We start from the raw sequence: 13,927 nt of genomic DNA on the forward strand, positions 1-13,927 counted from the left end.
CCCCGCCCCTGAGGGGGGGCCCCGCACCGGGGGGGGGGGCCGGGGGGGTTGGGGGGGGGGGGGGGGGGGGGGGGGGGGGGGGGGGGGGGGCCCGGGCGGGGGGGCGCCCCCCGCGGGGGCGGGGAGCGCCGTGGCCGCGTCGCGCGGGCGGGCGTGGTGGCGGGCGCTGCGTCCGGCGGGATGTGCCGGACGGGCCCTGGTGCCGGGTTACTTGATGCCGGCGGCGGTGCAGGCGGCGGCGAAGTCGGCGGTGCAGATGTCGGCGGCCTTGTAGAGGCCGTCGGCGATGACGGTGTCGTTGATGTTCGCCTTGGTGACGACCTTGGGCTCGAGCAGCTTGGCGGGGATGCCCTTGTCGGTGGCGCTGTCGATGGTGGAGGACGCGACGGCCTTGACGTCCTTGCCCTGGAGGAGGTCGACGGCGAGCTCGGCGGCGTTCTCGGCGAGCGGCTTGTAGGCCTTGTAGATGGTGTAGGCCTGGTCGCCGGCGACGATGCGCTGGACGGCGTCGAGGCCGGCGTCCTGGCCGCCGACGGGGACGCTGATGCCGGCGGACTTGAGCTGGGTGATGATGGCGCCGGCCATGCCGTCGTTGGCGGAGTAGACGGCCTGGAAGCCGGTCTTGCCGAACTGGGTGATCGCGGCGCCGATCTTCTGGCCAGCGACGGTGGGCTTCCACTCGCCGGACTGCTCGTAGACGACCTTGCGGACCTTGCCGTCGAGGACCTTGTGCGCGCCGGACTTGAACTGGGCGGCGTTGGGGTCGGCCTCGTCGCCGTTGATCATGACGATGTCGGAGTCGGCGGCCTTGGCGCCGAGCGCGTCCAGCAGGCCCTGGCCCTGGAGCTCGCCGACCTTCTCGTTGTCGAAGGAGACGTAGGAGGCGACGGGGCCGGTGGCCAGGCGGTCGTAGGCGACGACCTTGACGCCCTTGGCGGCGGCCTCCTGCACCCAGGACTGGGTGGACTTGGCGTCGAAGGCGTCCAGGACGATCACCTTCACACCCTGGGTGATGAGGGTGTCGAACTGCTGCTTCTGCTTGGCGGCGCTGCCCTCTGCGTTGCTGTAGAGCACCTTGCAGTCCGCGCACAGCGCCTTGACCTTGGCCTCGATGAAGGGGCGGTCGAAGGACTCGTAGCGGGTGGAGGAGGCGTTCTCGGGCAGCAGCAGGCCGATGGACTTGCCGTCTCCGGCGGAGGCGCTGTCCTTCTTGTCGCCGCCGGCCTTGCCGCAGGCGGCCATGGACAGGGCCAGCGATATGCCGGTGGTGGCGATGACGGCGCGACGCATCGTGGCGTTCATGTGGGGGTGCCTCTCCCTGACGTCGCCGCGGCTCTGCGGCGGGGTGTGGGGAGTTAAACCTGAGCGCAGGTATGGCGTCAATAAGTAAATCCATGCAGGCCGAAATATGCCTCTACTCGTTATCTTTGTGAACGCTGGGCCGGGGGTTGAAACCTGGAGGAACCTCCAAACGGTGAGGCGGCGGAGCCGGCGTCGCGGGGCGCCCTTCAAGAGTTCGATCAGCCCGCCGCAGCAGGTCAGGGGCACGTCAAGCGGGAACGGGGGGTGCCCGCCGCTCCCCCGTGCGGCGGGCACCCCCCGGTCGGTGACGTGGCGTCAGGGCCGGTCGAGGGTGATCGAGTTGATCGGGCCCAGGTCGTACCAGACGCCGTTCTGGGCGGCGATGTCGTAGACGCAGTTGCCGCCGCCGGAGCTCTTGCACAGGTGCGCGTGGGCACCGCCGGACTGGTTGTTCAGCACCCAGTGGTTGCCGTACTGGTTGCTCAGGTTGTGGGCGCCGTAGCTCCAGTACACCTCGCTCGGGCTGGAGGCCGGGTCCTGGTTCTGCGGGTACACGCAGACCGCGCCGTACGGGCAGCCCGCCCAGGAGCCGTCGGCGGCGTCGGCGCCGGTCGCGCCGAGCGTGGTCAGGGCAGCGGTCGCCAGGGCGAGGGCGAGGGCGGCGTGGGTGATCCTGCGCATGGGTGGTTCTCCCTTGGCTGGTGGGCGGCCCTGACGGGTGGTCGGGCCGGTGACCAGCAGCCTAGGAACGCGGGGGCGGCCGCGGTCCCTGACATCTGACAGGGGCGCGCCGCCGCGCCCCGCGCCGCTGCTTCGGCTACGGAGGGCCGGTGCGGCCGCGGCGGGTGCGGGGCCGCACCGGCTCCGCGGCGGGGGCGGTTCCGGGGCCGCCACGGCTCCGGGGCGGAGGCGGGCGGCTACCGGGCGGCGAAGGTGTCGCACCGGGCGAGGTCGCCGGTGCGGTAGCCGGTGGTGAACCAGGCCTTGCGCTGGTCGGAGGAGCCGTGCGTCCAGCGCTCCGGGTCGACCCGGCCGGTGGCCTGCCGCTGGATCCGGTCGTCGCCGACGGCCGCGGCCGCGTCCAGGCCCTGGGCGATGTCCTGGTCGGTGAGGGCGGCGATCAGCGGCCGCCCGGTGGAGGGCTGCGGGGTGGTGGTGGCGTGGTGCGCCCACACCCCGGCGTAGCAGTCGGCCTGCAGCTCCAGCTTCACCGAGGCGCTGTCGGCGCCCTGGCGGTCGCCGCCGACCTTCTGCGTGGTGCCCAGCAGGTTCTGGATGTGGTGGCCGTACTCGTGGGCGACGACGTAGGACTCGGCGAACGGGCCGCCCTTGGCGCCGAAGCGGCTGGAGAGCTCGTCGAAGAAGCCGAGGTCGACGTAGGCCCTGCGGTCGGCGGGGCAGTAGAACGGGCCGACGGCCGAGGTCGCCGGGCCGCAGGCGGTGGAGACCCGGTCGGTGAACAGCACCGTCTCGGCGCCGCGGTAGGCCGCGTTGGTGCGCCGCGGCAGCTCGGTGCGCCAGAAGTCCTGCAGGCTGTTGGTCACCGCCACGATCCGGCAGTCCTGGCGCTTGTTGGCGTCCGCGCCGCTCTTGCAGGCCTGCTGCACCTCGCCGGTGGTGCGGGTGCCGGCGGAGGTGGTGGAGCCGCCGCCGGAGGACAGGCCCAGCAGCTTGGGGTCGACGCCCAGCAGGATCGCCAGCAGGGCCACCACCAGGCCCACGGCCCCGCCGCCGATGGCGACCTTGCCGCCCGGGATCCCGCGCCGGTCGTCCACCTGGGAGGTGTCGAGGTCGCCCTGGTCGTCGAACTGCATGCCCCTGCCCGCTTCCGTCGCGCTCCGTCGTGTGCTGCCGCCCGTGCCGTGGTGCGCCGCCCTTCCGGCGGTTGCGCCCTGTTCGTCCGTTTTGGTGATGGTCTGTTCCGGTGACGGCCCGCCCAGCCTACGGGCAGCGGGCGGCGGCGCGGCGCAGCGGGGACGACCGGCGGACGGCGGACGGCCGGCGGGCGGACGGCTGGCGGTGCGGTGGCGGGCGGCGGTGCGGTGGCCGGCGGTGCGGTGGCGGGCGGCGGGGGCCCGCCCCCGCGGGTGGGCGGGGGCGGGCCGTTCGCGGCTCAGGCGGTGGTCGCCGGGGCCGGGGTGTAGCCGGCGGGGCGGGTGGTGAAGGTGGCCCGGCCCTGGGTGCGGCTGCGCAGGCGGGTCGCGTAGCCGAAGAGTTCGGCGAGCGGGACGAGCGCGGTGACGGTGGCCGCGCCGGTGCCGGTGCCGGCGTGGCTGCCGGTGCCGGCGGCGGTGGCCTGGACGTGGCCGCGGCGGGCGGCGAGGTCGCCGAGGACGGTGCCGAGCGCGTCCTCGGGGAGGGTGACGTCCACCTGGGCGAGGGGTTCGAGCAGCTGGAGGCGGCCGGTGCGCAGGGCTTCGCGCAGGGCGAGGCGGCCGGCGGTGCGGAAGGCGAGCTCGGAGGAGTCCTTGGGGTGGGTGGCCCCGTCGGTGAGGGTGACGGCGACGCCGGTGACGGGGTGGCCGCCGAGCGGGCCCTCGGTGAGGGCGTCGCGGCAGCCGGCCTCGACGGCGTGCACGTACTCGCGCGGGACGCGGCCGCCGGTGACGGTGGAGGTGAACACCAGGTCTCCTTCGGTGGTGTCGTCGGGCAGGGGGTGGACGTCGAGGACGAGGTGCGCGAACTGGCCGGCGCCGCCGTCCTGTTTGGCGTGCCGGTAGACGAAGCCCGTCACCCCCTCGACGAGGCGTTCGCGCAGGGCGACCTGCGGGCGGCCGACGACGGCGTCGACGCCGCTGTCGCGGCGGACCTTCTCCACGGCGACCTCCAGGTGCAGTTCGCCCAGGCCGGACAGGGTGCGCTGGCCGGTCTCGGGGTCGGTGCGCAGGCGCAGCGAGGGGTCCTCCTCGGCGAGGCGGGCCAGGGCGGTGGCGAGTTTGTCGGTGTCGGTGGTGCGGCGGGCCTCGACGGCGACGGTGACGACGGGTTCGGCGCTGACGGGGGCTTCCAGGAGGATCGGGTGTGCGGGTGCGCACAGGGTGGCGCCGACGCGGGCGGCCTTGGGGCCGATCACGGCGACGATGTCGCCGGCCAGGGCGTGGTCGGTCTCGGTGGCGAGGTCGGCGGTGATGCGCAGGATGCGGGCGATGCGTTCGGTGCGTCCGGTGGCGGTGTCGAGCACGGTGTCTCCCTTGCGGAGGGTGCCGGCGTACAGGCGCAGGTAGGTGAGGCGCCCGGTGGGGGCGGCGTTCACCTTGAACGCCAGGGCGGTGAGGGGCTGTCGGGGGTCGGCGGTGCGCTGTTGGCCGCTGGTGTCGGCGGCGTGGACGGGTGGGGCGTCCAGGGGGGAGGGCAGGTAGGCGGTGACGGCGTCCAGGAGGGGTTCGATGCCGCGGTTGCGGTAGGCGGAGCCGCACAGCACCACGACGGCCTCGCCGGTGCGGGTGAGGTCGCGCAGGGCGGTGGTGAGGGTGTCGGGGGTCAGGGTGGCGTGGGTGCAGTACTCCTCGAGGGCGGTGGGGTGCAGTTCGGCGACCGTCTCCTCCAGGGTGCGGCGGCGCCGGGCGGCGCGGTCGGCGAGGTCGGCGGGGACGGGGCCGGTGGTGAGGGCGCCCTCGTCGTTCCAGGTGTGGGCGCGCAGGTGGACGAGGTCGACGACGCCGGTGAAGGAGTCCTCGGTGCCGATGGGCAGTTGGACGGCCAGTGGGGTCGGGTGCAGGCGTTCGCGGATGGAGGCGAGGGCGGTGTCGAGGTCGGCGCCGGCGCGGTCGAGCTTGTTGACGAAGGCGATCCTGGGCACGCCATGGCGTTCGGCCTGGCGCCAGACCGACTCGCTCTGCGGTTCGACGCCGGCGACGGCGTCGAAGACGGCGATCGCGCCGTCCAGGACGCGCAGGGAGCGCTCGACCTCGTCGGCGAAGTCGACGTGGCCGGGGGTGTCGATGAGGTTGATCCGGTGGCCGGCCCAGGCGCAGGTGACGGCGGCGGAGAAGATGGTGATGCCGCGGTCGCGTTCCTGCGGGTCGCAGTCGGTGACGGTGGTGCCCTCGTGGACCTCGCCGCGCTTGTGGGTGAGGCCGGCGAGGTAGAGGATCCGTTCGGTGACGGTGGTCTTGCCGGCGTCGACGTGGGCGAGGATGCCGAGGTTGCGGACGGCGGCGATGGCGGCGACGGCCGCGGCGGTGCCGGCCGTGGTGGTCGTGGTGGTGCCGGTCGTGGTGGTGAGGTCGGTGCGCATGGCCCGGTGCCTTTCGGAGGTGATCCGCGGGGTGGGTGGGCGCGCGATGGGGCCGACGGCTCGTCAGACATGGTGCCGGGGTCGCCCCTTGGGCGGGGCGCCGGGATCCCGCGGCGGCCGCCGGGTGGCGGGCGGCTCGGGTTCCCCGGCTCGCGGGTGTGAGCTCGCGGGTGTCAGACGGTCGTGGGCGTGCCCCGGTGCCGGCCGCGCAGCGGGCACCGGAACAGCGGGGACACCAGGATCACCTCGTACCGCGACGCGGGAGAGGGGGCGGCGGCGTACGGCTTCGGCACGGCCGGTCCTCCCTCTCGGTTGCTCGTCTGCGGGTCACGGGGGCGCGCCGCGGCCCCGGACTCTGTCCGGGGCGGGCTGCGGCTCGTCCGAGTGGCGAGTGTAGGGACGCCGGGGCCGCGCGGTCACCGGGTTTTCGGCGCCGGCCCGGGCGCGGGGGTACGGCCGGCGGGGCGGCGCCGGGCGGGGCGAAACCGCTTGCGCGTGCGGCCCGGTGCCTGGAACCCTGCGCACGCCCCACCACCGACCACTGCCGGCCGCCCTGTGCCGGCCGCCGACCCTCGAGGCCCGGGTGACGATCTTCTTCTACGGCGCGGACGACGTGCCCTACGGCTGCTTCTCCAACTTCTCCGCGCACGGCCTGGAACTCGACGGGCAGCTGTGGCCGACCTCGGAACACTACTTCCAGGCCCAGAAGTTCGCGGGCACCCGCCACGCCGAGCTCGTGCGCCGGGCCCGCACCGCGCTGCGCGCCGCCGAGCTGGGCCGGGACCCGTCCAGGCCGCTGCGCCGGGACTGGGAGCGGGTCAAGGACGACGTGATGCGCCGCGCCGTGGAGGCCAAGTTCCGCACCCACGACGACATCCGGGCCGTCCTGCTGTCCACCGGCGACGAGGAGATCGTCGAGGACACCGGCACCGACCACTACTGGGGGCGCGGTCGCACCGGGACGGGGAGGAACGTGCTCGGCCGGATCCTGATGCGCACCCGCACCCGGCTGCGCACGGAGTTCCCGGCCGCCGACGGCCCGTCCGACCGGTCCCGCCGCCGCCCGTGAGCGCCCCCGCACCCCCGCTCCCCCTCGCCGAGGCCGAGCGCCACCGGGCGGGCTACCTCGCCGACGGCCCCTGGGACTACGCCTACACCGGGCCGGCCGACCACCCGATCCGCGCCCGCGTCGACCAGGGCGGCCTGGCGCGCCGGGTCGAACTCGCCGAACTGCCCGAGGTGGTGAAGTTCCTCGTCGTCGACGCCACCGACCTCGCGGCCTTCGCCGAGGCCGGACGCGCGCTCGGCATGACCGTCAACCACCACCTCGACGAGGCCATCGTCGACTTCGCGCCCGGCACCACCACCAAGTGGGAGGCGCTGGCCTCGCTGGGCATCGACGAGTACGACGCCTTCGGCAACGACGTCAACGACCTCGACCTGCTGCGCAACGCCCGCCACTCGGTGCGCGTCGGCTCCCACCCGGGCCTGGACGGCGTCGCCCGCGTCACCGTCGCCGCCGACCCGCAGGCCGTCGCCGCCGAGATCACCCGCCTCACCGCGGCCACCCCGGCACAGGCCACCCCGGCACAGCCGGCCCAGGTGTAGACGGCCCAGGCCCAGGCCTCCCCCGGAGGCTTCCCGGGAGGGTGAGCGGGCTTCGACTCCCCCCGGTGACGGTGCTGCCGGCGGCCCGGCGGCGACGGCGGTGCGCTCAGCGGACCACGTCGAAGACCTGCTTCTGCAGGCCGTTGGAGTAGGCGGCGTGCTCGACCAGGCGCAGCTTCTGGGCGTCCTTGTCCGTGGCGCTGAACAGGCGCTTGCCGGCGCCGAGCAGCAGCGGGAAGACGAGCAGGTGGTAGCGGTCCACCAGGCCGGCGTCGGACAGCGCGTGGTTGAGGTCGGCGCTGCCGTGGACGATGATCGGGCCGCCCTCGCCCTCCTTCAGGGCCGCGACCTCCTCGACCGAGCGCAGGATCGTGGTCTCGCCCCAGTTCGGGACCAGGTCGTCCTCGGTGAGGGTGGTGGAGACGACGTACTTCGGCAGCGTCCGGTAGCGGGCGAACTCCGCCATGTCCGGCCACACCGGGCTGAAGGCCTGGTAGCTGACCCGGCCCAGCAGCATCGCGGCGGCCTCCTCCTGTTCCCGTCCCTTGATCTCGAAGGCCTCGGGGACGAACTCGACGTCCTTGAAGGTCCATCCGGCGTTGCGGTAGCCGGACTCGCCACCGGGGGCCTCGACGACGCCGTCGAGGGAGATGAAGGCGGTGCTGATCAGAGTGCGCATCGGAGTTCCTTGACGTCTCGGTACGGGGTGGTGGGGGGTGGGTTCCGGCGCCCCGGGTTCGGCACCCGGGTTTCGGCGCGCGGGTTTCGGCGTGGTCAGCCGAGCAGGTCGTTCAGCCAGCGCTGCCAGGCGGCCTCGGCGGCCCGGCCGGTGTCCGGCGCGAACAGGTGGTGGAACATCAGCACCACGCCGGGGCCGTGGTGGAAGGTGTAGAGGCCGTCGGCGGTGCGGACCCCGAAGCGTTCGTCGTCCGCCCAGACCACCTCGCCGTCCAGTGCCGGCAGGCCGGCGGGTTCGGCGTGCACCCGGGCGCCGACGGCCGCCGGGTGCGGCAGCGACAGGGCCGCGGCCAGCGCCGCCCGCACCTGTTCCACCGGCCGCCCGGGGGTGGGCGCCACGGCGAAGACGGGCAGCGCGGTGCGCCCGGGGAAGTGCGCCAGGTACTCGTGCAGCGTGTGCAGGTGGAAGGGCCAGCCGCGGCGCAGCGCGTCGTACTCGTCCTGCCAGTCGTCGCCGAGCATGCCGCTGTGGACGACGCGCAGCACGGTGGCGGCGCCCTCGCGGCCCTCGACGAGGTACTCGAAGGCCATGAAGCGGCCGTCGTCGCCGGTGGCGGTGCGGGTGGCCAGGCGCTTGCCGGGCTCGTAGGCGGTGATCAGCGCCTGCGCGCGGTGGCCGCCGGTCTCCATGACGGCGGTGCCGCCCTCGCGCGGGTCGATCTCGTTGCGTCCCATGAACCAGGAGTCGATGCCGGGCCCGGTGGCGATGGCCTCCCAGACCTGTTCCGGGCTCGCCGGCAGGGTGGTCTCCAGCTCGATCTCGAACGGGTGGGTCATCGCTGGTCCTCCTGCTGCGCGGCGTCCCCGTCCTGCGGGGTGTCGGGCCGGGTGTTCGACGGGCTGTCGGGCTGGGCCGCGGGGATCTGGTGGAGCCCGACGACGACCCGGTGGGTGCGGCCCTGCGGGGCGGACTCGTCGTGGTAGCGGCTGACGAGGGCGGCCACGGCCTGGGCGAGTCCGTCGGCGAAGGCGGCCCGGTCGGCGGCGGAGGCGAAGCGCACCTCGGCGTCGATGCCGAAGGTGGCGACCCGCCGCCGGGCCCGGGAGGCGCCGCCCAGCAGGGCGCCGACCTCCTGCACCAGCCGCGAGCCCAGGGCCAGCAGCCAGTGCGCGGAGAGCTGGTCGGGCGAGCGGGCCGGGTCGGGGCTGACGGCGGCCAGGACGCTGGGCGAGATCACGTAGGAGGCGGCGGTGGCGCGGTACACCCGTTCGGTGACGTTGCCCTTGCGCCGCTCCTCGACCAGCTCGACCAGGGCGTGGCGTTCCAGTTCCTTCAGGTGGTAGTTGACCTTCTGCCGGGGCAGTCCCAGGCGCCCGGCCAGCATGGCGGCCGAGCCGGGCTCGGCCAGGGCCGCGAGGATCCGGGACCGTATCGGGTCCAGGGAGGCCTCGGCGGCGGCGGGTTCTTCGATCACGGCGACGTCCAGCACCCCTCCAGGGTCTCGCCGACAAAAAAATTTGTCAAGACAAACCTGCTTGTCGGTGAGTCGCGGGGACGCCGGCTGTCCGGCCCCGGGGGCACCGCCGGGCCCGAGGACACCGGCGGGCCGGGCCGTCCGGGCTGGCGGGGCCACCCGCGGGCAGGGCGTCGCGCCCACCCCGGTGCCGGGCCCCGGCGCCACAATGTGACGCATGACCAGCACCCCGCCGCCGTCCCAGCCCGACCCCGACTCGCGGCCCGAGCCGCAGCCCTCCCCCGGGGCGCAGCCCGGGCAGGAGAGCCCGGCCGTGCGGGCCGACCGGCGGCTGGTGGAGCTGATGCAGGAGCTGCGGGTGCTGCAGACCGGTGTGCAGATCGTGTTCGCGTTCATGCTCGGGGTCGCCTTCACCCCGCGCTTCGTCGAGCTGACCGACGCCCAGCAGGACATCTACGTCACCACCCTGCTGCTGGCGGTCATCGCCTCGGCCGTGCTGGCCACCCCGGTGGCGCTGCACCGCGGGCTGTTCCACCACCCGGGCAAGGCGCGGATCGTGCGGATCTCCGCCCACATCGCCCAGCTGGGCCTGCTGCTGCTCGCCTGCGCGCTCACCGGCGCGGTGCTGCTGGTCCTGGACGTGGTGCTGGGGACGGCGGTGGCCGTGGCCATGGCCTGCGTGGTCGCGCTGATCTTCGCCGGGCTCTGGTTCGTCCTGCCCTGGGCGGTGGGCCGCCCCCTGCCCGACGACGACTGACCGCCCGCCGCGGCCGGGCCGGACGGGAAATCCGCTGTCGACTTCGAACCCGATCGCGTCCGAGGCACCCGACCCGCGCGGCTCCTGTGCCGCCCGTGGGCCGTCACCCGCGCCGCGGTGGCGGCCCGGGGGGCCCGGGTGGGCGCGGGTGACGGACGGGACCGGGCCTGGTCCGGCTGTCGGGCGCCGGGGGCCGGGCTCGGGGAGCCCCGACCGGCCTCCCCTCACCTCCGAAGAGCCCCGGGGCACCCGAAAACGCTTACCGCCCGGTGCGGGCGGGCCGGTAGCGTGCCCGTGTGCGAACTACCGCGAGGGCCTGGGACGTGTTGCTGATCGGCGGGGCCTCCGGCGTCGGCAAGAGCCGCGCGGCCGCCCGGATCGCCGGGGAACTCGGCGCGTTCGTGGTCGAGTTCGACGACGTCGTCGCCGCCCTGCACGCCGCCACCAGCGCCGAGCAGCACCCGGGCCTGCACCTCTTCGACGCCTGGCCGGACCCGGAGGCGGCGCTGGGCGCCGAGGAGGTGCTGCGCCGGCAGATCGCCACCGCCCGCGCCCTGGAGGAGGCCGTGCTCGGCGTGGTGCGCAACCGTCTGAGCGTGGACGTGCCGGCCGTCGTCGAGGGCGACTACCTCACCCCGGCCGCCGCGGCCCGGGCCTGCGCCGAGGCCGCCGAAGCGGGCCGCCGGGTGCGGGCGGTGTTCCTCCACGAGGGCGACCCGGCGGCGATCGGCGCCAACTACGCCCGGCGCGAACCCGGCCCGGGCCCGCAGGAGCGCCGGGCGGCCGTCAGCGCCCGCTACTCGCACTGGCTCGCCGCCCGGGCCCGCGCCCACCACCTGCCCGTGCTGGACTGCCGCCCCTACCCCACCCTCCCCGAGCGCCTGCACCGCGCCGTGGGCGGATCCTGACGTCCCGTGCCCCGGTCGCGGCGTCCGTCGTCCCCTGTGGCACGATCCGGGGCATGCACCTGGCTGTGGATGGAGAGACCCCGGTCCCACGGTTCGTGATGGTCGACGACATCGGGAGGGCGGACGGCTACTACTGCGCGCTGAGCAGCCCGCTGTTCCTCGCGCCGGGCGACCGGATCCTGTTCGACGGCATGAGGAGCGTCCTGACGGTGACCCGGGCGACCGGCGAGGTCCTCTCCCCCGAAGGCACGTGGGGAGTGCGCTGCGGCTCCGCCCACCCGGGGCCGCGGGCCTGACGTCCGCGCGAGCGGGACCGGCCTCGGGCCTGACGTCCGCGCGAGCGGGACCGGCCTCAGGGGAGCTTCGCGTCGGGGGCGAAGGCGGGCAGCCTCTCCAGGCTGGTGCGCACGGCCTCGGCGCCGTACGCGAACATCTGCCGCTCGTAGTCGGCGACCGCGTCGAGCAGGTCCCGGCGGCCTTCGGCGGCCTCGGTCAGGCGGCGGCGCAGCAGGTCGGCGTCGCGCAGGGCGGTGTTCGCGCCGTTGCCGCCGGTCGGGGAGGTGGCGTGGACGGCGTCGCCGAGCAGGGTGACGGGGCCGGGTGCCCAGCGTTCGCCGGGTTCGACCACCCGGATGGACAGCAGTGTGGTGTTGTCCGGGTCTGCCTGGCGGATGAGCGCGCGCAGCTGCGGGTGCCAGCCCTCCGTCCTGGACAGCACGGCTTGCTGCGCGGTCGGGTCTTCCGACGGGGTGTCAGGCGCGGTGGTCGGTGCGGTGGTCGGCGGCAGGATCATGGCCCAGCGCACGTAGTCGCCGATGTCGGGCAGGGTGACGTCGGGGGCCAGCTGCTCGGCGGCCTGCTTGGGCGGGGTGCGGAAGCGCATCGCGCCGAGCAGCAGGCTGACGCCGTTGCCCGTGATCTTCGAGCCGTAGGCCTTGGACAGGGCGGTGAACTCGTCGGTCAGCGGGGTGCGGCCGATGACGAAGCGCACGCCGGTGTCGGTGGGGGCGGTCTGCGGGGACAGCACCCCGCGGACGGCGGAGGTGATGCCGTCCGCGCCGACGAGCAGGTCGGCGGTGGCCGGGGCGCGGTGGGCGAAGCGGGCGCGGACCCGGCCGTCGGCCGCCAGGTCGTAGCCGGTGAGCGCGGCGTCGGTGTGCACGGTGAGGCCGGTCAGCAGCAGGTGGCGCAGCACCTGCCGGTCGACCACGATGCCGGTGCGGCCCGCGCCGAGCCTGCCGATCTCGTTCAGCTGCGGGTCCAGGACCAGTTGTTCGGCGGAGGCGGGCATGACGATCTCGTCCAGCAGCGCGTGCCAGCGCGTCGGCAGGCAGGCGCGCAGCGCCTGGAAGCCGGTCGGGTCCAGGACGAGGCGGTAGCCCTGGAAGCGTGCGGCGATGCCGGGATCGCGTTCGAACACCTCGGCCTCGATCCCGGCCCCGCGCAGACCCTGCGCGAGGGTCAGGCCTCCCAGGCCAGCTCCGACGACGGAAACTCGCATCACATGCCTCCCGGACATCGTGACGAACTTAGTTCGTTCGGACGATCTAAGTTCTAATTGACGAACTTAGATCGCGTCAAGCTACAGTGGTCGGCATGTCCGACGATCCCCGCCGACGCCGCGCGGCCCGCCACGCCCAGCCCGCGGAGCAAGCCCCCGCGGCGCCGGCGCGCAAGAAGCCGATCACCGTCGAACGGATCACCGACGCCGCGCTGGAGGTCGTCGCCACCGAGGGGTACGACGCGCTGACCATCCGTCGGGTCGCCACCGTGCTCGGCACCGGCCCGTCCTCGCTGTACGCGCACATCGTCAACAAGGACGACCTCGACGACCTGCTGATCGGCCGGCTCTACGCCGAGGTCGTGGTCCCCGCGCCGGACCCGGGCGCCTGGCGCGGGCAACTGGTCGGGGTGTACACCCAGATCCGCGACCTCTACCTGACGTACCCCGGGGTCTCGCGCGCCGCGCTGGCCGTGGTGCCGACCAACCTGGCGACGCTGCGGGTCGGCGAGGGGATCCTGGCGATCCTGCTGGCGGGCGGCCTCGACCCGAGGACGGCCGGCTGGGCCCGCGACGCGCTGTCCCTCTACGTCGGCGCCTACGCCCTGGAGCAGTCGATGGTCCGGCAGCGGCGCCGGCACGAGGACCAGGAATGGGTGCTCGGCCCCGAGGAGCTGCTGGAGCGCTTCGGCGCACTGCCCGCCGAACAGTTCCCGCACACCCGGCGCCATGCCGCCGAGCTGGTCTGCGGCACCGGGCACGACCGCTTCGCGTTCGCCCTCGGTCTGCTCCTGGACGGCCTGCGGCCCGCATCCGGCTGACCTGCCCGCGGCGGGCCTACGGTGGGGTTCGGCGAGGGTTCGGCGAGGGTTCGGCGGGGTCCGGGCGGCGGGTGGAGGACGCGGTGCTGATCGTGGTCAGCGGTGGGCCGGGCAGCGGGAAGACGACGCTGGCGCACGCGCTGGCGCGGGCCGTCGGCTGCCCGGCGCTGTGCCGCGACGAGGTGAAGGAGGGCCTGGTGCACGCCGGGACCGCGGCCTCGAACCCGGACGAGGTGGTGCGGGCGGCGTTCTTCGACGCGCTGGGGGTTCTGGTGCGCGCGGGGGTGAGCGTGGTGGCGGAGGCGGCGTTCCAGGACCGGCTGTGGCGCCCCGGACTGGCACCGCTGACCGGCCTGACCGAGCTGCGGATCGTGCACTGCCGGGTGGATCCGGCGCTGGCCCGCGCACGGGTCCGGGCCCGCCTGGCGGCGCGGGCCGGGCAGGCGGGCCGGTCCGCGCACGCGGACCGCGCCCTGCTGGAGGCCCCGCCGGGGCCGGGCAACCTGCTGGACGACTTCGCGCCCCTGTCACTGCCGGTGCCCCGGCTGTGCGTGGACACCACCGACGGCTACCACCCGTCGCTGGCGGACGTCGCCGCGTTCGCCGCACCCGCCGCCACTCCCTGAATGTGACGAAACGT

The 13,927-nt window shown here is 74.7% G+C and carries 15 protein-coding genes; 7 read left to right on the forward strand and 8 right to left on the reverse strand.

Annotation, left to right across the window (positions count from 1 at the left end):
- Nucleotides 1–207: 207 nt before the first annotated feature.
- The 4 genes from ACFYUY_RS24290 to fusA form a co-directional block, all read right to left on the reverse strand.
- The gene (locus ACFYUY_RS24290; protein WP_360206898.1) at nt 208–1,302 is read right to left on the reverse strand and encodes a substrate-binding domain-containing protein; all 1,095 of its coding nucleotides are present in this window, start codon (nt 1,300–1,302) and stop codon (nt 208–210) included.
- A gap of 315 nt (nt 1,303–1,617) precedes the next feature.
- Nucleotides 1,618–1,983, reverse strand: coding sequence for a hypothetical protein (locus ACFYUY_RS24295; protein WP_360206895.1), 366 nt, complete (start codon nt 1,981–1,983; stop codon nt 1,618–1,620).
- 236 nt (nt 1,984–2,219) lie between these two features.
- Entirely contained in the window at nt 2,220–3,116 is an 897-nt protein-coding gene (locus tag ACFYUY_RS24300; protein ID WP_387903581.1) for a neutral zinc metallopeptidase, read from the reverse strand.
- Nucleotides 3,117–3,415: 299 nt separating this feature from the next.
- Nucleotides 3,416–5,539 (reverse strand): elongation factor G, encoded by a 2,124-nt coding sequence (fusA, locus tag ACFYUY_RS24305; protein ID WP_387903584.1) that lies wholly within the window; start codon nt 5,537–5,539, stop codon nt 3,416–3,418.
- A gap of 583 nt (nt 5,540–6,122) precedes the next feature.
- Here fusA and ACFYUY_RS24310 point away from each other — a divergent pair.
- Together ACFYUY_RS24310 and ACFYUY_RS24315 are read left to right on the forward strand one after the other, a co-directional pair.
- Nucleotides 6,123–6,608, forward strand: a complete 486-nt coding sequence (locus ACFYUY_RS24310; RefSeq protein WP_387903587.1) for an NADAR family protein — start codon at nt 6,123–6,125, stop codon at nt 6,606–6,608.
- Nucleotides 6,605–7,147 carry a hypothetical protein gene (locus ACFYUY_RS24315; protein WP_387903589.1) on the forward strand — a complete coding sequence of 181 codons (543 nt, stop codon included), beginning with the start codon at nt 6,605–6,607 and terminating at the stop codon, nt 7,145–7,147. Before ACFYUY_RS24310 ends, ACFYUY_RS24315 begins: the two co-directional genes overlap by 4 nt.
- Nucleotides 7,148–7,253: 106 nt before the next feature.
- Here ACFYUY_RS24315 and ACFYUY_RS24320 read toward each other — a convergent pair whose 3' ends face one another.
- The 3 genes from ACFYUY_RS24320 to ACFYUY_RS24330 form a co-directional block, all read right to left on the reverse strand.
- Nucleotides 7,254–7,826, reverse strand: a complete 573-nt coding sequence (locus ACFYUY_RS24320) for a dihydrofolate reductase family protein (RefSeq protein WP_387903591.1) — start codon at nt 7,824–7,826, stop codon at nt 7,254–7,256.
- Between the two features lie 95 nt (nt 7,827–7,921).
- Nucleotides 7,922–8,662 (reverse strand): SRPBCC domain-containing protein, encoded by a 741-nt coding sequence (locus ACFYUY_RS24325; protein ID WP_360206876.1) that lies wholly within the window; start codon nt 8,660–8,662, stop codon nt 7,922–7,924.
- On the reverse strand, nt 8,659–9,315 hold the full coding sequence (locus ACFYUY_RS24330; RefSeq protein WP_387903594.1) for an ArsR/SmtB family transcription factor: 657 nt from the start codon (nt 9,313–9,315) through the stop codon (nt 8,659–8,661). The genes ACFYUY_RS24325 and ACFYUY_RS24330 overlap by 4 nt, the downstream gene beginning before the upstream one ends.
- Before the next feature lie 202 nt (nt 9,316–9,517).
- Here ACFYUY_RS24330 and ACFYUY_RS24335 point away from each other — a divergent pair, with 202 nt between their 5' ends.
- The 3 genes from ACFYUY_RS24335 to ACFYUY_RS24345 all read left to right on the forward strand — a co-directional run bounded on the left by ACFYUY_RS24335 (nt 9,518) and on the right by ACFYUY_RS24345 (nt 11,261).
- Nucleotides 9,518–10,057 (forward strand): DUF6328 family protein, encoded by a 540-nt coding sequence (locus tag ACFYUY_RS24335; protein ID WP_387903597.1) that lies wholly within the window; start codon nt 9,518–9,520, stop codon nt 10,055–10,057.
- Between the two features lie 296 nt (nt 10,058–10,353).
- The gene (locus ACFYUY_RS24340; protein WP_360206867.1) at nt 10,354–10,965 is read left to right on the forward strand and encodes an AAA family ATPase; all 612 of its coding nucleotides are present in this window, start codon (nt 10,354–10,356) and stop codon (nt 10,963–10,965) included.
- Between the two features lie 53 nt (nt 10,966–11,018).
- On the forward strand, nt 11,019–11,261 hold the full coding sequence (locus ACFYUY_RS24345) for a hypothetical protein (protein WP_387903600.1): 243 nt from the start codon (nt 11,019–11,021) through the stop codon (nt 11,259–11,261).
- 56 nt (nt 11,262–11,317) lie between these two features.
- On the opposite strand, the gene ACFYUY_RS24350 is transcribed toward ACFYUY_RS24345, so the two are convergent.
- On the reverse strand, nt 11,318–12,466 hold the full coding sequence (locus ACFYUY_RS24350; protein ID WP_387903602.1) for an FAD-dependent oxidoreductase: 1,149 nt from the start codon (nt 12,464–12,466) through the stop codon (nt 11,318–11,320).
- Nucleotides 12,467–12,561: 95 nt separating this feature from the next.
- On the opposite strand from ACFYUY_RS24350, the gene ACFYUY_RS24355 reads away from it, so the two are divergent.
- Nucleotides 12,562–13,287: a TetR/AcrR family transcriptional regulator gene (locus ACFYUY_RS24355; protein WP_387903605.1), complete on the forward strand. Its 726-nt coding sequence runs from the start codon at nt 12,562–12,564 to the stop codon at nt 13,285–13,287.
- An 83-nt stretch (nt 13,288–13,370) separates the two neighbouring features.
- Nucleotides 13,371–13,913, forward strand: a complete 543-nt coding sequence (locus ACFYUY_RS24360; RefSeq protein ID WP_387903607.1) for an AAA family ATPase — start codon at nt 13,371–13,373, stop codon at nt 13,911–13,913.
- Nucleotides 13,914–13,927 lie beyond the last annotated feature (14 nt).

Source organism: Kitasatospora sp. NPDC004745, assembly GCF_042873275.1.
GTDB lineage: Bacteria > Actinomycetota > Actinomycetes > Streptomycetales > Streptomycetaceae > Kitasatospora.